This window comes from Oricola thermophila, from assembly GCF_013358405.1.
GTDB lineage: Bacteria > Pseudomonadota > Alphaproteobacteria > Rhizobiales > Rhizobiaceae > Oricola > Oricola thermophila.
Genome location: NZ_CP054836.1, coordinates 1,154,688 through 1,171,792 on the forward strand (window position 1 = coordinate 1,154,688; position 17,105 = coordinate 1,171,792).

The 17,105-nt window shown below is 61.1% G+C and carries 13 protein-coding genes; 11 read left to right on the top strand and 2 right to left on the bottom strand.

Annotated features, from left to right (window positions below; genetic code table 11):
* The first annotated feature begins 2 nt into the window (after positions 1–2).
* The 11 genes from nuoL (at position 3) to dnaE (ending at position 15,771) form a co-directional block, all read left to right on the top strand.
* A complete protein-coding gene (gene nuoL / locus HTY61_RS05545) occupies positions 3–2,024 on the top strand; it encodes an NADH-quinone oxidoreductase subunit L (RefSeq protein WP_175275857.1) in 2,022 nt (673 codons plus the stop codon).
* Positions 2,024–3,544, top strand: coding sequence for an NADH-quinone oxidoreductase subunit M (locus tag HTY61_RS05550; RefSeq protein ID WP_175275858.1), 1,521 nt, complete (start codon positions 2,024–2,026; stop codon positions 3,542–3,544). Before nuoL ends, HTY61_RS05550 begins: the two co-directional genes overlap by 1 nt.
* A gap of 20 nt (positions 3,545–3,564) precedes the next feature.
* Positions 3,565–5,010 carry an NADH-quinone oxidoreductase subunit NuoN gene (nuoN, locus tag HTY61_RS05555; RefSeq protein WP_175275859.1) on the top strand — a complete coding sequence of 482 codons (1,446 nt, stop codon included), beginning with the start codon at positions 3,565–3,567 and terminating at the stop codon, positions 5,008–5,010.
* Between the two features lie 22 nt (positions 5,011–5,032).
* Positions 5,033–5,836, top strand: a complete 804-nt coding sequence (locus HTY61_RS05560) for a biotin--[acetyl-CoA-carboxylase] ligase (protein WP_246272940.1) — start codon at positions 5,033–5,035, stop codon at positions 5,834–5,836.
* Positions 5,833–7,509: a ribonuclease J gene (locus HTY61_RS05565; protein WP_175275861.1), complete on the top strand. Its 1,677-nt coding sequence runs from the start codon at positions 5,833–5,835 to the stop codon at positions 7,507–7,509. Before HTY61_RS05560 ends, HTY61_RS05565 begins: the two co-directional genes overlap by 4 nt.
* Before the next feature lie 20 nt (positions 7,510–7,529).
* A complete protein-coding gene (mce, locus tag HTY61_RS05570) occupies positions 7,530–7,934 on the top strand; it encodes a methylmalonyl-CoA epimerase (protein WP_175275862.1) in 405 nt (134 codons plus the stop codon).
* The gene (locus tag HTY61_RS05575; protein ID WP_175275863.1) at positions 7,931–8,209 is read left to right on the top strand and encodes a DUF1467 family protein; all 279 of its coding nucleotides are present in this window, start codon (positions 7,931–7,933) and stop codon (positions 8,207–8,209) included. The genes mce and HTY61_RS05575 overlap by 4 nt, the downstream gene beginning before the upstream one ends.
* 372 nt (positions 8,210–8,581) lie before the next feature.
* On the top strand, positions 8,582–9,910 hold the full coding sequence (proS, locus tag HTY61_RS05580) for a proline--tRNA ligase (protein ID WP_175275864.1): 1,329 nt from the start codon (positions 8,582–8,584) through the stop codon (positions 9,908–9,910).
* Between the two features lie 3 nt (positions 9,911–9,913).
* Positions 9,914–11,224 carry a lipoprotein-releasing ABC transporter permease subunit gene (locus tag HTY61_RS05585; RefSeq protein WP_175275865.1) on the top strand — a complete coding sequence of 437 codons (1,311 nt, stop codon included), beginning with the start codon at positions 9,914–9,916 and terminating at the stop codon, positions 11,222–11,224.
* A complete protein-coding gene (locus HTY61_RS05590; protein WP_175275866.1) occupies positions 11,221–11,916 on the top strand; it encodes an ABC transporter ATP-binding protein in 696 nt (231 codons plus the stop codon). Before HTY61_RS05585 ends, HTY61_RS05590 begins: the two co-directional genes overlap by 4 nt.
* 345 nt (positions 11,917–12,261) lie before the next feature.
* A complete protein-coding gene (dnaE, locus tag HTY61_RS05595) occupies positions 12,262–15,771 on the top strand; it encodes a DNA polymerase III subunit alpha (protein WP_175275867.1) in 3,510 nt (1,169 codons plus the stop codon).
* Here dnaE and HTY61_RS05600 read toward each other — a convergent pair.
* Together HTY61_RS05600 and HTY61_RS05605 are read right to left on the bottom strand one after the other, a co-directional pair.
* A complete protein-coding gene (locus HTY61_RS05600) occupies positions 15,768–16,154 on the bottom strand; it encodes a hypothetical protein (RefSeq protein ID WP_175275868.1) in 387 nt (128 codons plus the stop codon). The two genes, dnaE and HTY61_RS05600, sit on opposite strands and share 4 nt — an antisense overlap.
* Positions 16,151–16,882 carry an NYN domain-containing protein gene (locus HTY61_RS05605; protein WP_175275869.1) on the bottom strand — a complete coding sequence of 244 codons (732 nt, stop codon included), beginning with the start codon at positions 16,880–16,882 and terminating at the stop codon, positions 16,151–16,153. Before HTY61_RS05605 ends, HTY61_RS05600 begins: the two co-directional genes overlap by 4 nt.
* Positions 16,883–17,105 lie beyond the last annotated feature (223 nt).

Consider the following 17,105-nt stretch of genomic DNA (forward strand, 5'->3'; position numbering starts at 1 on the left):
CCATGTATCACGCCATTGTCTTTCTGCCGCTGATAGGGTTCCTGGTCGCAGGGCTTTTCGGTCGCTCGATCGGGGCCAAGGCCAGCGAATACGTGACCTCGGGCCTGCTGGTGGTCTCCGCCGTTCTGTCGTGGATCGCCTACTTCTCCGTGGCCTTTTCCGAGGAGCCGGCCTTCACGGTGGACGTTCTGCGCTGGATCCAGACCGGCGGGCTGGATGTCTCCTGGGCCTTCCGCATCGACACGCTGACTGTTGTGATGCTTGTGGTGGTCAACACCGTCTCCGCCCTGGTCCACATCTACTCGATCGGCTACATGCACCACGATCCGGACCGGCCGCGTTTCTTTGCCTATTTGTCCCTGTTCACCTTCGCCATGCTGATGCTGGTGACATCGGATAACCTCGTGCAGATGTTCTTTGGCTGGGAAGGCGTGGGTCTCGCCTCCTATCTGCTGATCGGTTTTTGGTACAAGAAGCCGTCGGCCAATGCCGCAGCGATGAAGGCCTTCATTGTCAACCGCGTCGGCGATTTCGGGTTCTCGCTCGGTATTTTCGGCGTGTTTGTCCTGTTCGGTTCGGTGAGCTTCGCCACCATCTTTGCCAATGCCGCCGATTTCCTGCCCGCCGATACTGCGCAGGGAACGGCTGATGCCGGGACGGTTCTGAACTTCCTCGGATACGAGCTCGACAAGGCTCATGCCGTGACCGTCGTCTGCCTGCTTCTTTTCATGGGGGCGATGGGCAAGTCGGCTCAGTTTCTTCTGCATACCTGGTTGCCGGACGCGATGGAGGGGCCGACTCCGGTCTCCGCGCTGATTCACGCCGCCACGATGGTTACCGCAGGCGTGTTCATGGTCGCGCGCATGTCGCCGCTGTTCGAGCTAAGTCACACTGCGCTCACAGTGGTGACGACCATCGGAGCTATCACCGCCTTCTTCGCTGCGACGGTGGGCCTTGTGCAGAACGACATCAAGCGCGTCATCGCCTACTCGACCTGTTCGCAGCTCGGCTACATGTTTGTCGCGCTCGGTGTCGGTGCCTACGGGGCTGGCGTCTTCCACCTGTTCACTCATGCCTTCTTCAAGGCGCTGCTCTTCCTTGGTGCCGGCTCGGTGATCCATGCCGTCTCCGACGAGCAGGACATGCGTAAGATGGGGGGGCTGAGAAAGCATATTCCGGTGACGTACTGGATGATGATTGTCGGCACGCTCGCGCTGACCGGTGTCGGTATTCCGGGTACGCTGTTCGGCACGGCCGGTTTCTTCTCCAAGGACGCGATCATCGAGAGCGCCTATGTCGGCCACAATCCCGCCGCCGGCTTCGCCTTCGGACTGCTGGTCATCGCCGCGCTGTTTACCAGCTTCTATTCATGGCGGCTGATCTTCATGACGTTCCACGGCAAGCCACGCGCTTCGGCGGACGTGATGCACCATGTCCACGAGTCGCCGCAGGTCATGCTGGTTCCTCTGTTCGTGCTGGCTGCCGGCGCACTGCTCGCGGGCTTCCTGTTCCATGACTCCTTCATTGGTCACGCTGCGGAAGGCGCCCATCACGAGGGCTGGTACAACGAGTTCTGGCGCACTGCGCTTTATGCGGGGCCGGACAACCACGTTCTTGCCGAGTTCCACCATGTGCCCGCTGCTGTGAAATGGAGCCCGTTCATCGTCATGCTGCTTGGCCTGCTGACGGCGTGGTACATGTATATTCGCTCGCCGCAGACGCCGAAGGCGCTCGCGGCTCAGCACGAAGGACTCTACAAGTTTCTCCTCAACAAGTGGTATTTCGACGAGCTTTACGACTTCCTGTTCGTAAAGCCGGCGGTGCGCCTCGGCCACTTCCTCTGGAAGCGGGGTGACGGCTGGCTGATCGACGGCTTCGGGCCCGACGGTGTCGCGGCGCGCGTGCGCCAGGCGACCGGTCGCGTCGTCAAGCTGCAGACCGGATACCTCTATCACTATGCGTTCGCGATGCTCATCGGCATCGCAGCGCTTGTCACGTGGATGATGCTCGGGAGCAGCGTCTGATGGCCGGTATGCCAATTCTTTCACTGGTTACGTTTCTGCCGCTTGTCGGCGTACTGATCATCCTTTTCATCAACGATGACAGCGAGATCGCACGCCGCAACATCCGCATGGTTGCGCTGCTCACGACGGCGTTCACCTTTGCCATTTCGCTGCTGATTTGGGCCGGTTTCGACAATTCGGATCCCGGCTTCCAGTTCGTAGAGAAGGCGGTCTGGCTGGATAGCGGGATTTCCTATCACATGGGCGTTGACGGCATCTCGATGCTGTTCGTCATCCTGACGACCTTCCTGATGCCGCTCGCGATCCTAGCCAGCTGGGAGGCAGTCCAGAAGCGGGTCAAGGCTTACATGATTGCCTTCCTGATCCTGGAAACGCTGATGATCGGCGTGTTCTGCGCGCTCGACATCGTGCTGTTCTATGTCTTCTTCGAAGGCGGCCTCATTCCGATGTACATCATCATCGGCGTATGGGGCGGCGAACGCCGTGTCTATGCCTCCTTCAAGTTCTTCCTTTACACGCTGCTCGGCTCGGTGCTCATGCTCCTGGCTATCATGGCGATGTATTGGGATGCCGGTACCACTTCCATTCCGGACCTGCTGGCTCATGACTTCCCGGCCTCGCTTCAAACCTGGCTGTGGCTGGCCTTCTTCGCGTCCTTTGCGGTGAAAATGCCCATGTGGCCGGTACACACATGGCTGCCCGACGCGCATGTGGAGGCGCCTACGGCGGGTTCGGTCATACTGGCCGGCATTCTGCTGAAGCTCGGCGGCTACGGCCTGATCCGCTTCTCGCTTGCCATGTTCCCGCTGGCTTCGGCCGAGTTCTCCGGCCTTGTCTTCACGCTGTCCGTCATCGCGATCGTTTACACGTCCCTGGTCGCTTTGGCGCAGGAGGACATGAAGAAGCTGATTGCCTATTCCTCCGTTGCGCACATGGGTTACGTGACCATGGGCATATTCGCGGCCAACAAGCAGGGCGTTGACGGCGCGATATTCCAGATGCTGTCGCATGGCCTCGTTTCCGGCGCACTGTTCCTGTGCGTCGGGGTCGTATACGACCGGATGCACACTCGCCGCATCGATGCCTATGGTGGACTGGTCAATGTCATGCCGCGCTATGCAGTGGCATTCATGATCTTCACGATGGCCAATGTTGGCCTCCCCGGCACCTCCGGCTTCGTGGGCGAGTTCATGACCCTGCTGGGCATGTTCCAGGCCAATACGTGGTTCGCGGCCATTGCCGCGCTGGGAATGATCCTGTCCGCTGGGTATGCGCTCTGGCTGTATCGCCGGGTCATCTTTGGCGTGCTGGAGAAGGAAAGCCTGAAGGCCATGCTTGACCTTTCCGTCCGCGAGAAGGCGATCCTCTACCCGTTGATCGTCCTTACCATCCTCTTCGGCGTCTATCCGTCGCCGGTCTTCGATGTCACCGCCGCGTCGGTTGACGCGCTACTGTCCGACTATTCCGCGGCCATCGAGGCGGCTCGTGCCGCCGCCGATGTCGCGATGGCGGTCCACTGATCCCGGGAGCCAACAGAATCATGCCCGCCGAACTCCTCTCTTCAAGTCTCTCGCTGGCGCTGCCCGAGTTGATCCTTGCGATCGGCGCCATGGCGCTGCTGATGATTGGCGTGTTCGCCCCGCAAGGCCGCGCCAATGTCACGGTAAACGGCCTTGCCGTCGCGCTGCTCATCGGTGCGCTTGGCTGGATGCTGCTGATCGGCGGCGAGGGACAGGCCTTCAACGGCGCCTATATTCAGGACGGTTTCGCCGTCTTCATGAAGACTTTGACTCTGATCGGCTCAATCGTGGCACTTGCCATGTCAGTGGGCTTTGCCCGGGCAGAGAAGTTCGATCGCTTCGAGTTTCCGATCCTGATCGTGCTGGCAACCCTCGGCATGATGCTGATGGTATCGGCCAACAGCCTGCTGACCCTTTACATGGGGCTCGAGCTGCAGTCCTTGGCGCTATACGTCGTGGCCGCGATCAATCGCGACAGCGTGCGTTCCACCGAGGCCGGCCTGAAATATTTTGTCCTTGGCGCCCTGTCGTCAGGCATGATGCTTTACGGCATATCGCTGGTATACGGCTTTACCGGCCATATCGACTTCGCCGGCATTACCGGCGCGCTCACCGGTACAGGGCGTTCGCTTGGCGTTCTGTTCGGCCTCGTCTTCCTGATCTCGGGATTGGCGTTCAAGATTTCCGCTGTGCCGTTCCACATGTGGACGCCCGATGTCTACGAAGGCGCCCCCACTCCGGTGACGGCGTTTTTCGCTGCCGCGCCCAAGATGGCGGCAATGGCCATGTTCGTGCGGGTTGTCATTGATGCATTCGCTCCGGTGACTGCCGACTGGCAGCAGATCGTGGTGTTCATTTCCATTGCCTCGATGGTACTCGGCGCTTTCGCCGCGATCGGCCAGCGCAACATCAAGCGGCTGATGGCCTATTCGTCCATCGGCCACATGGGCTATGCGTTGGTCGGGCTATCTTCCGGCACGCTGGAGGGCGTCAAGGGCGTCATCCTTTACATGACGATCTATCTCGCGATGACGCTGGGAACGTTCGCATTCATCCTCGCTATGCGTCGCAAGGACGAGGGCAATGTCGAAAGCATCGATGACCTCGCCGGCCTTTCGTCGACGAATCCCGCCATGGCGACCGTGCTGACCATCCTGATGTTCTCGCTGGCCGGAATTCCGCCGCTGGCTGGCTTCTGGGCCAAGTGGTATGTATTTTATGCTGCCATCGGTGCTGGGCTGTATGCACTTGCCATCATTGGTGTTCTCGCTTCTGTCGTCAGTGCCTACTACTACCTGCGGGTCATCAAGCTGATGTGGTTCGACGAACCCGTCAGCGGTTTCGCGCCGGCAGCGGGCGAGCTTCGTCTTGTCATGGGCGTCTCCGCGCTGTTCGTGCTCGGATATGTCCTTGTCGGCGGTCCGATCGCCGCGACGGCGGAAACCGCTGCCCGGTCGCTGTTCTGATGCCAGGGGCCGGAAGCGGCGCGTGACGGGGGGCTCCATTGCAGGCGTGCCGGGCTGGCGGCACCTCGAGTTGCCCAGCGTCGGTTCGACCAACGCGGAGGCCATGGCTCTGGCAGCGACAGGCGACCCCGGAAATCTGTGGGTCACGGCTGGCGAGCAGACGGCCGGTCGCGGACGCCGGGGGAGGGCGTGGGCATCTCCTCCGGGCAACCTCTACGCCTCGGCTCTGCTGATCGATCCCGCGCCGTTGAACCGCCTTGGCACCCTGCCGCTGGTTGCGGCAGTCGCGGTGCGCGATGCGATCGAGGCCTGTGGTACTCCTAGCGGAACACGACTCGCCATCAAGTGGCCGAACGATATTTTGCTCAACGGCGCCAAGTGTTGTGGCATACTGCTCGAAAGCCAGGGGCTCTCCGACGGGCATCTTGCTGTCGTCATAGGCTGCGGCATAAACATCGTTTCCTTTCCCGAGCCCGGGCTCTACCGGGCAACGGCATTGAACAGGGAGGGCATATCCGCGACGCCGTCCTCGTTGTTTGCCGAGCTCGCAATTGCATTCGAGGCGGCACTGAAACTCTGGGACGGTGGCCGTGGCGTGGTGGCGATTCGCGAACGCTGGCTGCGGCATGCCGAGGGAATTGGCGGTCCGATTGCCGTCAACCTTGCAAAAGGGCGCCTGGAGGGACAGTTTGAGGGTATAGACGCGGACGGCGCGCTTCTGCTCCGTACTTCCGATGGGACTCTCCGGCAGATTTCCGCCGGCGATCTCTTCTTCGAAATCTCAGGACATGGTGGCTCCGGTGCACCGGGGCGGGTACAAGAATGAGCATGGACGAATTTGTTTTTGTGCCGCTTGGCGGCGTCGGTGAAATCGGAATGAATCTGGCGATGTACGGGTTCGGACCGGCGGAGAAGCGCGAATGGATCGTTGTCGATTGTGGCGTCACCTTTCCGGGGCCGGCACTGCCGGGCGTGGATCTGGTACTGCCAGACATTCGCTTTCTGGAGTCAGAGCGCCACAATGTGCGCGCCATGATCATAACTCACGCCCATGAGGACCATTACGGTGCCGTTCTGGCGCTGTATCCGCGTATCTCGCCGGAAGGCACTCTGCCGGTCCATGCCACGGCATTTACGGCCGGTTTGCTTGAGGCCAAGGCGGAGTCCGAACCGGGTGCCCCGAAGGTCGCTGTCACCGTGTTCAAGCCGGGTGACACATTCCGCGCCGGATCGTTCGAGATCGAAACCGTCTCCGTAACCCATTCGATTCCAGAGCCGGTCTCTCTTGCGATTACCACTCCGCTTGGGACGGTATTGCACACGGGCGACTGGAAGGATGATGATGAACCGGCAATGGGGCCGCGGACTGACCGAAACGCTTTCAAGAAGATCGGCGACAGGGGCGTTTTGGCGCTGGTTTGCGATTCCACCAATGCCATGCGCGAGGGTGTCTCTCCCTCCGAGAAGGAAGTGGGCGAAGGACTTCGCAAGGTCATCGAGCGCGCCGAGGGCAGGGTGGCCGTGACGACCTTTTCATCGAATGTTGGTCGAATTCGCTCCATCGCCGAGGCAGCGCGCGATTGCGGACGCGAGGTATTGTTGCTTGGTCGCTCTATCAAGCGCGTTGTCGATGTCGCCACGGACCTCGGCTATTTCGAGGGACTGCCGCCGTTCCTCGCGGAAGAAGACTTCGCGCATGTGCCTCGCTCAAAGGTCGTCATTGTCCTGACCGGGTCCCAGGGCGAGTCGCGCGCCGCGCTGGCGAAGCTCGCGCGTGACGAGATGCGCGATGTCGCGCTGACCGCAGGTGACACGGTCGTATATTCCTCGCGGATGATTCCGGGCAACGAGAAGGCGGTTCTCGAAACAAAGAACCGGCTGATCGACATGGGCATCGAGGTGATCGAGGACGGTGACGAACTGGTGCACGTGTCCGGTCATCCCCGCCGGAACGAACTGCGTGAAATGTACAAGTGGACGCGACCGGCCATCGGCATTCCGGTGCATGGCGAGGCAGCGCATTTGTCGGCACATGGGAAGCTGATGGCCGAGTGCGGCATCCGTGACGTTATTCCCGTTCGCAACGGTGACTTGGTTCGGTTGGCGCCCGGCGCGCCGGAAGTCGTCGACGATGTTCCGCACGGCCAGATTTTCAAGGACGGAAAACTTATCGGCGACGAAGAGGAACTTGGCGTCAAGGATCGCCGCAGGCTGTCCTTTGCCGGTCATGTTGCCGTGTCCGTCGTTCTAAACCGACATCATGAGATGATCGCGGATCCCGAGCTGGTCGCGATTGGTGTGCCGGAGACGGATGCCCTCGGCGAGGACCTGGAAGACCTGATGTACGATGCGGCGGTGGAGGCGGTCGAAAGCATTCCGCGGGCGCGGCGCCGGGACCTTGATCTTGTTCAACGGGCGGTTCACAGCGCGGTTCGCGCCGTTGCACGGGACGCCTGGGGCAAGAAGCCACTGGTGACGGTGCTGGTGTCGAGCGCCTGAAGACGCGATTGGAGATCACCATGCTGGGTCGTTTGAATCATGTTGCCATCGCCGTCCCTGATCTGGAGGCTGCCGTGCGCAAGTACGGGAAAGTCCTGGGCGCGAAGGTTTCGCAGCCACTTGCATTGCCAGATCATGGCGTTACCGTCGTCTTCGTTGAGTTGGCGAACACGAAGACCGAGCTGCTGGAGCCGCTTGGCGAGCATTCTCCGATCGCCGCGTTCCTGGAGAGAAACCCCTCCGGTGGCATCCATCACATGTGCTACGAGGTGGATGACATCATCGCCGCCCGAGACAGGTTGCGCGATCAGGGCGTTCGCGTGCTGGGTGACGGCGAACCCAAAATCGGCGCCCATGGCAAGCCGGTGCTCTTTCTGCATCCGAAGGACTTCGACGGCACACTCATCGAACTGGAGCAGGTATGAGCTGGATCTCCGCACTCGCAATATTCTTTATTATCTGGTGGATCGTACTGTTCACGGTCCTGCCGATGGGGGTGCGAAGCCAGGTCGAGGACGACAACATTACACTCGGAACGGAACGCGGAGCACCTTCGAAGCACGGGCTGCCGCGCAAGATGCTGCTGACCACCGCGATTTCGCTCGCAATCTTCGCTGTCTTCTATCTGCTGACGGTCGTCATGGGCTATGGCGTGGACGATCTGCCCCGAATTGTACCTGAATTCCAGCCGCAAACATGAGCCCAAAAATCAAGTGGCAGGGTTCGCACCCTGCCACTCTGAACCGGCCTGATTTTCATCCGCTGTTTCACCAGCGTCGCTGCTCGATTACGAGCGCGGAAAATCACATCCTCCCAAGACTTTGGCCGTGTTCTTGACCCCTTCGGTTTTAGCCGAGAAGAGCCAAGTCCTTTCGTAGCAATGCTTCGACCGGTTGTCATCAAAAAATTCTATCCATCCGTGCAACCAAGTTTTTTGCTCGGATGACATGTGAACGCCAGCGAAATGACAGAACCGTTTCCATTTGCAAGCAATCCCCTTTATGTACTCTGCCGTCAGGCCGAATGCCGGCCCGATTCTTGCAAGAGTCAAAGCTGATTTCTGGAACCCGCCATGCGTTTGTCGCGTTATTTTCTGCCCCTTCTGAAAGAGAATCCCAAGGAAGCCGAGATCGTCTCGCATCGGCTGATGCTGAGGGCCGGCATGATTCGCCAGCAGGCCGCCGGCATCTATACCATGTTGCCCTTGGGCAAGCGTGTGCTGGACAAGGTTTGCGCCATAATCCGGGAGGAGCAGGACCGTTCCGGAGCAATCGAGATCCTCATGCCGACGATCCAGCCGGCGGATCTTTGGCGGGAAAGCGGTCGCTACGACGACTATGGAAAGGAAATGCTTCGCATCGTGGATCGGCACGAGCGTGACATGCTCTACGGGCCGACCAACGAGGAGATGGTCACGGACATCTTCCGTTCCTATGTCAGGTCTTACAAGGACCTGCCGCTGAACCTGTACCACATCCAGTGGAAGTTCCGCGACGAGGTCCGGCCGCGCTTCGGCGTCATGCGAGGGCGTGAGTTCCTGATGAAGGATGCCTATTCCTTCGACCTCGACTATGAGGGCGCGAGAGCCGCCTACAACCGCATGTTTGTGGCCTATCTGCGCACGTTCGACCGGTGTGGCCTGAAATCGATACCCATGCGCGCCGATACCGGCCCGATTGGGGGCGATCTCAGCCACGAATTCATCATTCTTGCCGATACCGGCGAGTCCGAGGTTTTCTGTGACCGCGCCTATCTCGAAATGGAAGTGCCCGGCGCGGATGTCGACTTTTCCAACGACGACGAGCTCGCGGCGATCGTCGGGAAATGGACCACGCCCTACGCGGCCACCGACGAAATGCACGACGAGGCGGTGTGGTCGAAGACGCCCGAGGATGCCAGGCTGTCCGCGCGGGGCATCGAGGTCGGCCACATTTTCCACTTCGGCACCAAGTACTCCGAACCGATGGGGGCGACCGTCATGGGACCGGACGGCAAGGAGCACCCGGTTTCCATGGGGTCCTACGGCATCGGGCCGACTCGCCTTATCGCCGCCATCATCGAGGCCTCCCATGACGACAATGGAATCATCTGGCCGGAAAGCGTGGCGCCATTTGGCGCGGGGATCATCAACATGAAGCCCGGCAATGCCGATTGCGACAATTGGTCGGAAGACCTCTACACCAGGCTTGCCAACGCAGGCGTCGATCCGCTCCTCGACGATACCGACGAGCGCGCCGGCGCGAAATTCGCGGCCATGGATCTCATCGGTCTTCCCTGGCAGATCGTCATAGGTCCCCGCGGCATAGGTAACGGGGTGGTCGAGGTGAAAAACCGTAGAACCGGCGAAAAGCAGGAGCTGACACCGGAAGCTGCCGTCAACCTCGTCGCCGGAGGTGCCTGACCCGTGTCAGCCGTCGCCGAGACCGAAGCCGCTTCTCCGGACGCGTTGCGTAACGGCTCCGCGCGACCGTTTTCCGCGTTCGAACGGCTGGTTGCCTGGCGCTACCTCAGGCCGCGCCGCAAGGAAGCAGCCGTTTCCATCGTGACAATGATTTCCCTTGTCGGTGTCACGCTGGGTGTGGCGGCCCTGATCATTGTCATGGCGGTTATGAACGGTTTTCGCGCCGAGTTGCTCGATCGCATACTTGGCCTCAACGGTCATCTCGTCATTTCCGCAATCGAGAGACCGCTGGACGACTATGACGCGGTCTCGGAGCGGATCGCGGCTGTGCCGGGCGTGAAGCTCGTCACGCCGATCGTGGAAGGGCAGGCGCTCGCGACCGGCAATGTCGGCGCGGGGTCCGGCGTGCTCGTTCGCGGCGTTCGCGGCGAGGATTTCGTCAAGCTCGAGTCGATATCCGGCAATATCCAGGAGGGCTCGCTGGAGAGCTACCTGACGGGGGACGGTGTCGCGATAGGAAGCCGAATGGCGGTCGATCTGGGCCTGATTGTCGGGGATCGTATCAAGGTCATCTCCCCGGAAGGTGACGTTACGCCCTTCGGCACCACGCCGCGTGTGAAATCCTATCCGGTGCGCGCGATCTTCGAGATGGGCATGTCGGAATACGATCGCTCCATCATCTTCATGCCACTGGAAGAGGCGCAACTCTACTTCAACCAGGAGGGGATTGCGCAGGTCATCGAGGTATTTGTCGAGGATCCCGACGCGGTCGACAGCTACCGGCCGGAAGTCGAGAAGGCCGCCGGACGGCCAATCTACATCTCCGACTGGCGCCAACGCAATCAGGCCTTCTTCTCCGCGCTGATCATCGAGCGCAATGCGATGTTCCTGATCCTGTCGATCGTCGTTCTGGTGGCGTCACTGAACATCGTCGCCAGCCTGATCATGATGGTGAAGGAGAAGGCGAGGGGAGTCGCGATCCTGCGCACCATGGGGGCCACCCAGGCATCGGTTATGCGGATATTCATCATGGCCGGTATCGGTGTCGGGTTCGTTGGAACCGTGGCGGGTTTCCTGCTCGGATTGCTGGTGTGCCTGAACATTCGGTCGATCCAGCGGCTGATGAACTGGATGGCCGGAGCCGATGTATGGGATCCGACCATACGCTTCCTGAGCGAAATTCCGGCGAAGATGAACCCCTACGAGACGGTGGCGGTCGTCATCCTGTCGTTAAGCCTGTCTTTCCTTGCGGCGATCGTGCCGGCTTGGCGTGCGGCCAAGCTCGATCCCGTGGAAGCGTTGAGGTACGAATGATGACGGCCTCTAGAACCGTTCTCAGGCTGCAAGGCGTCCGCCATGCCTACCAGGAGGTGGATCGCAAGCTCGAAATTCTGAAAGGCGCCGATTTCGAACTGAAGGCCGGCGAGATGGTTGCCTTGGTCGCACCATCAGGCGCTGGAAAATCGACGCTGCTGCATCTTGCCGGCCTTCTCGAACGGCCCGAGGGCGGGGAGATATACATTTCGGGCAAGGCCTGCGGCACGCTGTCAGACGGAGAACGTACGGCCAGGCGGCGCAACGACATCGGCTTCGTCTACCAGTTCCATCACCTGCTTCCGGAATTCTCCGCGCTGGAAAACGTCATGATCCCGCAAATGATCCGCGGATTGTCGAAATCGGTGGCAGCGGAGCGGGCGCGTCAGCTTCTCGACTACCTGCGCGTCGGCCCGCGTGCCGATCACCGTCCCGCCGAGCTATCTGGCGGCGAGCAGCAGCGCGTGGCGATCGCCCGGGCGGTGGCCAATGCGCCGCTGGTGCTGCTGGCGGACGAACCGACCGGCAACCTTGACCCTGAAACCTCGGGGTATGTCTTCGAGGCATTGTCCGCATTGGCGCGGCAGTCGGGCCTCGCTTCGCTCGTTGCCACGCACAACCACGCGCTCGCCGAAAGGATGGACCGGGTTGTCACCCTTGAGGACGGCCTTATCGTTCCCTGGTCCGCGTAGTCCGCGATTTACTTGTCGTTAACCGAGAAGTCCGGCATTCCAGCCGCGAGACCCTGTCGTCTTGCAATCGGAACAGAAACAGAACATAAAGGGTATAGACGACAAACAAGGAGATCGAAAGATGACTTTCCTGCTCCGCGACATTGCTTCGCTCGCTTCCGTTGCCGCATTCGTCATGACCTTCTCGCTCTGTATCAGCGCACTCTGATTGGATCCATCCACAACCAAGCCCCGACGCTGCCGGCTTCGGGCTGGACCCGCGTCCGCTAGCCGATCATAGTTTCCTGTGCGACTCGTTAGACAGGTCGCGATCTTCATCCAGCGTGTCGGGAAGCGGGACAGGCAATGGGCGATATGCCTTCGGACAGTGATGCCGGAACTCCGGATCTCACGGAACCTCGATTCATCCATCTGCGCGTGCATTCGGCCTTTTCCCTGCTCGAAGGCGCGCTGCCTCTCAAGAAGCTGATCGGCTTTGCTGTCTCCAACGGAATGCCCGCGATAGGGATAGCCGATACCGGCAACCTTTTCGGCGCGCTGGAATTCGCGCAGAAGGCGTCGGGTGAGGGCGTACAACCCATTGTCGGCTGCCAACTCGATCTCGCATTCGGTGGAGATCTTGCGACCCCGCGTTCGGGCAGCGGCAAGAACACGACGGCGCGCCGTGCCGAGGCAGTCGTGCTGATCGCCGCCACGGAAGAAGGCTATGCCAATCTTGTCGAGCTGGTATCGAAATCCTATCTGGACACCGACGAGGAATGCCGTGCCCAGCTTGAGTTCGAGTGGCTCAGGGATCGTGCCGAAGGGGTGATATGCCTGTCCGGCGGTCCGCTCGGGCCGATCAGTCGGCTGCTGGCGGATGGGCACGAGCCGATCGCCGAACAGCGTCTCGTCGAGTTGAAGAAGGTGTTCGGCGACAGGCTCTATGTCGAGTTGCAGCGGCACAAGGGCTATGACCGGGCTGTCGAGCACGCGACCGTCGAGCTCGCCTACAGGCATGAACTGCCCCTTGTGGCGACCAACGAGGCGTTTTTCCTCGAGCCCGGCGACTACGAAGCGCATGATGCACTGATCGCCATCGCGGAGGGATCCCTCCTTTCAATTGACGACCGCCGCCGCCTCACGCCGGATCACTGGTTGAAGCCGGAAGCGGAGATGGTCGCGCTTTTCGAAGACCTGCCCGAAGCGGTCGACAATACGGTCGAAATCGCGAAACGTTGCAGTTACTTCCCGCAGACCCGGAAACCGATCCTTCCGCGCTTTTCCGCCGACGCGAAAGGTGTCGGGCACGATGAGGCGGTCGCCGCCGAGGCTGCAGAACTTCGCCGGCAGGCCCGGGAAGGGCTGGACAGGCGGCTTTCCGAGCTGGGAATGAGCGAGGGTTATACCCGGGGCGACTATGACGAAAGGCTGGAATACGAGCTCGGCATCATCGAGAAGATGCAGTTCCCGGGCTACTTCCTGATCGTCTCCGACTTCATCAAGTGGGCCAAGGCCCATGACATCCCGGTCGGACCCGGACGCGGTTCCGGCGCTGGCTCGTTGGTGGCCTGGGCGCTGACGATCACGGATGTCGACCCGCTGCGCTTCTCGCTTCTGTTCGAGCGGTTCCTCAACCCGGACCGCGTTTCGATGCCGGACTTCGACATCGACTTCTGCCAGGATCGCCGCGAGGAAGTGATCCGCTACGTGCAGGAGCGGTATGGCCGCGATCAGGTCGGCCAGATCATCACCTTCGGTACGCTGCAGGCGCGCGCCGTGTTGCGCGATGTCGGGCGCGTGCTGGAGATGCCCTACGGCCAGGTTGATCGCCTGTGCAAGCTCGTTCCGAATAACCCTGCGAACCCGACCCCGCTCGCCAAGGCGGTCGAGGACGAGCCGAAGTTCGAGGAGGAGAAGCAGAAGGAGCCGATCGTCGGGCAGCTTCTCGACATGGCAATGAAGCTGGAGGGCCTTTACCGCCACGCCTCGACGCATGCTGCCGGCATCGTGATCGGCGACCGGCCGCTGTGGGAACTGGTTCCCATGTATCGCGACCCGCGGTCCGACATGCCCGTGACCCAGTTCAACATGAAATGGGTGGAACAGGCGGGGCTCGTGAAGTTCGACTTCCTCGGCCTGAAGACGCTGACCGTGCTGAAGACTGCCGTGAACCTGATCCGGCGTCGCGGTATCGATATCGAGTTGTCCAAGTTGCCGCTGGACGACCCGAAGACCTACGAGATGCTGTCGCGCGGCGAAACCGTTGGCGTGTTCCAGGTGGAATCGGCGGGCATGCGCAAGGCGCTTATCGGCATGAAGCCGGACCGGATCGAGGATATCATCGCGCTGGTGGCGCTCTACCGTCCCGGTCCGATGGAGAACATTCCCACCTACAACGCCCGCAAGCACGGCGAGGAGGAAATCGCCTCGATCCATCCCAAGATCGACCACCTGGTGAAGGAGACGCAGGGCGTCATCATCTACCAGGAGCAGGTGATGCAGATTGCCCAGGAACTGGCCGGCTACACACTCGGACAGGCGGACCTGCTCCGCCGCGCCATGGGAAAGAAGATTCGCTCGGAGATGGAGAAGCAGCGTGGCATCTTCGTTGCGGGCGCAACCGAGCGCGGCGTGTCGAAGCAGCAGGCCGACTTCATCTTCGACTTGCTGGCCAAATTCGCCGACTACGGCTTCAACAAGTCGCACGCCGCGGCCTATGCCATCGTCTCCTACCAGACCGCCTATCTGAAGGCGCATTATCCGGTGGAGTTTCTCGCTGCGTCCATGACCTACGACATGGCGAATGCGGAGAAGCTGAACGACTTTCGGCGCGACGCCATGCGCCTGGGCATCGAGGTCGTTCCGCCATCGGTCCAGACCTCCTACCGGCCGTTCGAGGTGGGCGAGAACAAGATCTTCTATGCCCTGGCGGCCATCAAGGGAGTTGGCGAGGCTGCTGTCGATCACATTGTCGAGCGACGCGGCGACAAGCCTTTCGAGAGCCTGGAGGACTTCGCCAGCCGCATCGATACGCGCATTGTCAACCGCCGCACGCTGGAAGGCTTGATCGCTGCCGGTGCGCTGGACTGCTTCGGACACGATCGCGCGACGTTGGTCGCAGGCATTGATCGCATCATGGGGCTTTCGCAGCGTACCGTCGAACAGGCCGAAAGCGGGCAGGGTGACATTTTCGGCACGCTTGCGGCGGTGGAGCCGGAGCGCCTTCATCTGCCGCATGCAGAGCCCTGGATGACATCGGAAAAGCTGATGCGCGAGTTCCAGGCGCTCGGTTTCTACTTTTCCGCCCACCCGCTGGACGACTATGCGGATGTGCTCAAGAAAATGCGTGTTCAGCAATTTGCCGATTTTGCGCTCGCCGTGAGACGGGGGGCCACCGCCGGCCGGCTTGCCGGCACCGTGGCGTCCAAGCAGATCCGACGTACCCGTACCGGCAACAAGATGGGTATCTTCGTGCTCTCGGACGCGACCGGCCAGTACGAGGTGGTTATGTTCTCGGAAGTCCTGCAGGCTTTCGAAGACCTGCTGGAGCCGGGATCCTCTGTTGTATTGGAAGTAGCGGCGGAGAACCGCGAAGAGGGCATCAGCCTGCGCGCGAACAAGGTCCAGCGGCTGGATGACGAGGCGCAGCGCCAGACCCACGCCATGCGCATCTATCTTCGGGACCAGAAGCCGGTGAAGAGCATCGCCGCCCATCTGAAGAAGAAGGGTGAAAGCCCCGTGTCCCTGATCGTTATAAAGGGCGAGGGGGGCGGCGAGGTCGAGATCGCGCTGCCGGACACCTACCAGGTTTCGCCGCCGATCGCCGGCGCCGTGAAGGCCATCCCCGGCGTGGTGGATGTGGAACTGGTCTAGTTGCGCCGAACCGCCGGGATAACGCCGAAGGCGATTTGGCCGGCGAGTCCCATGAGGCCCGGAAGCGTCGCGAATTGCGCTAAATAGGCGTTCGGCGGGAGACCCAAGGCCACATCTGCCAGCGTGAATTCCGCTGCCATCAGCAGGACGAAGGCAATCCCGCCCATGGCGATGCGCGTATTCAGGTCCTGCGCAACGGCAAACCGGCGGATCAGCCAGCCGCAGGCGAACCACGATATCGTCAGCATGACCGGCAATTCGATCAGAACGGCCGCAGTCTCGCCGACGGCAGGTTCCAGTACCAGCACGCGGATGGTGCCGAGCGCGAACCCTGCCGCGAAGACGATGGCGAAATAGGCCGCGCCGACGCGAAGAGCGATCATTTCGCCTTCCCGTCCTTTGCCCGCTTCCTTCTGATCCTGATCGATCCGCCTTCGGGATGGTCTATCTCGAAGGCACCGGTCTTCTTCACGAGGTCCGACAGCTTGCGCGAGCCGAAGGTGCGTGGGTCGAAGTCCGAGGCGAGGGCGGAGAGCTGCGTGCCGACCGCACCGAGCGTCACCCAGGCATCTTCTTCCGCCTCGATCTGTTCCATTGCCTTCTCGATCAGCGGAATCGCATTGGACGCGGATTCGCGCTTGGGCGCCCTGTCCTGCGTGGAAACAGTCTCCGGCAGCAGGTTCTCGGTGTAGATGAAGCGGCGGCAGGCCTGCCGGAAACTCTCCGGGGTCTTCTTTTCTCCGAAGCCGTAGACATCCAGGCCCTGTTCGCGGATGCGCGAGGCGAGCCGGGTGAAGTCGCTGTCGGACGAGACGAGGCAGAAGCCGTCGAAACGGCCGGAATGCATCAGGTCCATCGCGTCGATGACCAGAGTGATGTCGGAGGCATTCTTTCCGGTCGTGTAGGCGAATTGCTGCTGCGGCACTATGGCATGGCTGAGCAGGATCTCGTTCCAGCCCTTCATTCGCGGGCTGGAGAAGTCGCCGTAGATGCGCCTGACGCTTGCTTCCCCGATCTTCGCGATTTCCTCGAACAGGCCGTTGGCGATTTTCGGAGACGTGTTGTCGGCGTCTATCAGGACGGCTAGGCGCGGGGCGCGATCTTCGGCCATGTGGCTGGTTCCTTCTTCCCGATTCACTTGCGCGAGGATAGCCGAGCCGCCCCGCACAGGCGAGGCGGGACGAAAGCGCGATAGCCTTGTCCATGCTTTCTCCCGGTATTCCGGGTGCCGGCACTTTCATCCGGTCCCGTTCTTCCATCAGGAGGAACATGTGTGTCCTGAATCTGCCGAACACAGGTGCGCGCGAACGCAATCCAGGCGTCAGGGCGGAATG

Bases quoted from the DNA above. Each gene is read 5' to 3' on its own strand.
- nuoL (WP_175275857.1), top strand. From the start codon at position 3: ATGTATCACGCCATTGTCTTTCTGCCGCTGATAGGGTTCCTGGTCGCA.
- HTY61_RS05550 (WP_175275858.1), top strand. From the start codon at position 2,024: ATGGCCGGTATGCCAATTCTTTCACTGGTTACGTTTCTGCCGCTTGTC.
- nuoN (WP_175275859.1), top strand. From the start codon at position 3,565: ATGCCCGCCGAACTCCTCTCTTCAAGTCTCTCGCTGGCGCTGCCCGAG.
- HTY61_RS05565 (WP_175275861.1), top strand. From the start codon at position 5,833: ATGAGCATGGACGAATTTGTTTTTGTGCCGCTTGGCGGCGTCGGTGAA.
- mce (WP_175275862.1), top strand. From the start codon at position 7,530: ATGCTGGGTCGTTTGAATCATGTTGCCATCGCCGTCCCTGATCTGGAG.
- HTY61_RS05575 (WP_175275863.1), top strand. From the start codon at position 7,931: ATGAGCTGGATCTCCGCACTCGCAATATTCTTTATTATCTGGTGGATC.
- proS (WP_175275864.1), top strand. From the start codon at position 8,582: ATGCGTTTGTCGCGTTATTTTCTGCCCCTTCTGAAAGAGAATCCCAAG.
- HTY61_RS05590 (WP_175275866.1), top strand. From the start codon at position 11,221: ATGATGACGGCCTCTAGAACCGTTCTCAGGCTGCAAGGCGTCCGCCAT.
- dnaE (WP_175275867.1), top strand. From the start codon at position 12,262: ATGGGCGATATGCCTTCGGACAGTGATGCCGGAACTCCGGATCTCACG.
- HTY61_RS05600 (WP_175275868.1), bottom strand. From the start codon at position 16,154: ATGATCGCTCTTCGCGTCGGCGCGGCCTATTTCGCCATCGTCTTCGCG.
- HTY61_RS05605 (WP_175275869.1), bottom strand. From the start codon at position 16,882: ATGGCCGAAGATCGCGCCCCGCGCCTAGCCGTCCTGATAGACGCCGAC.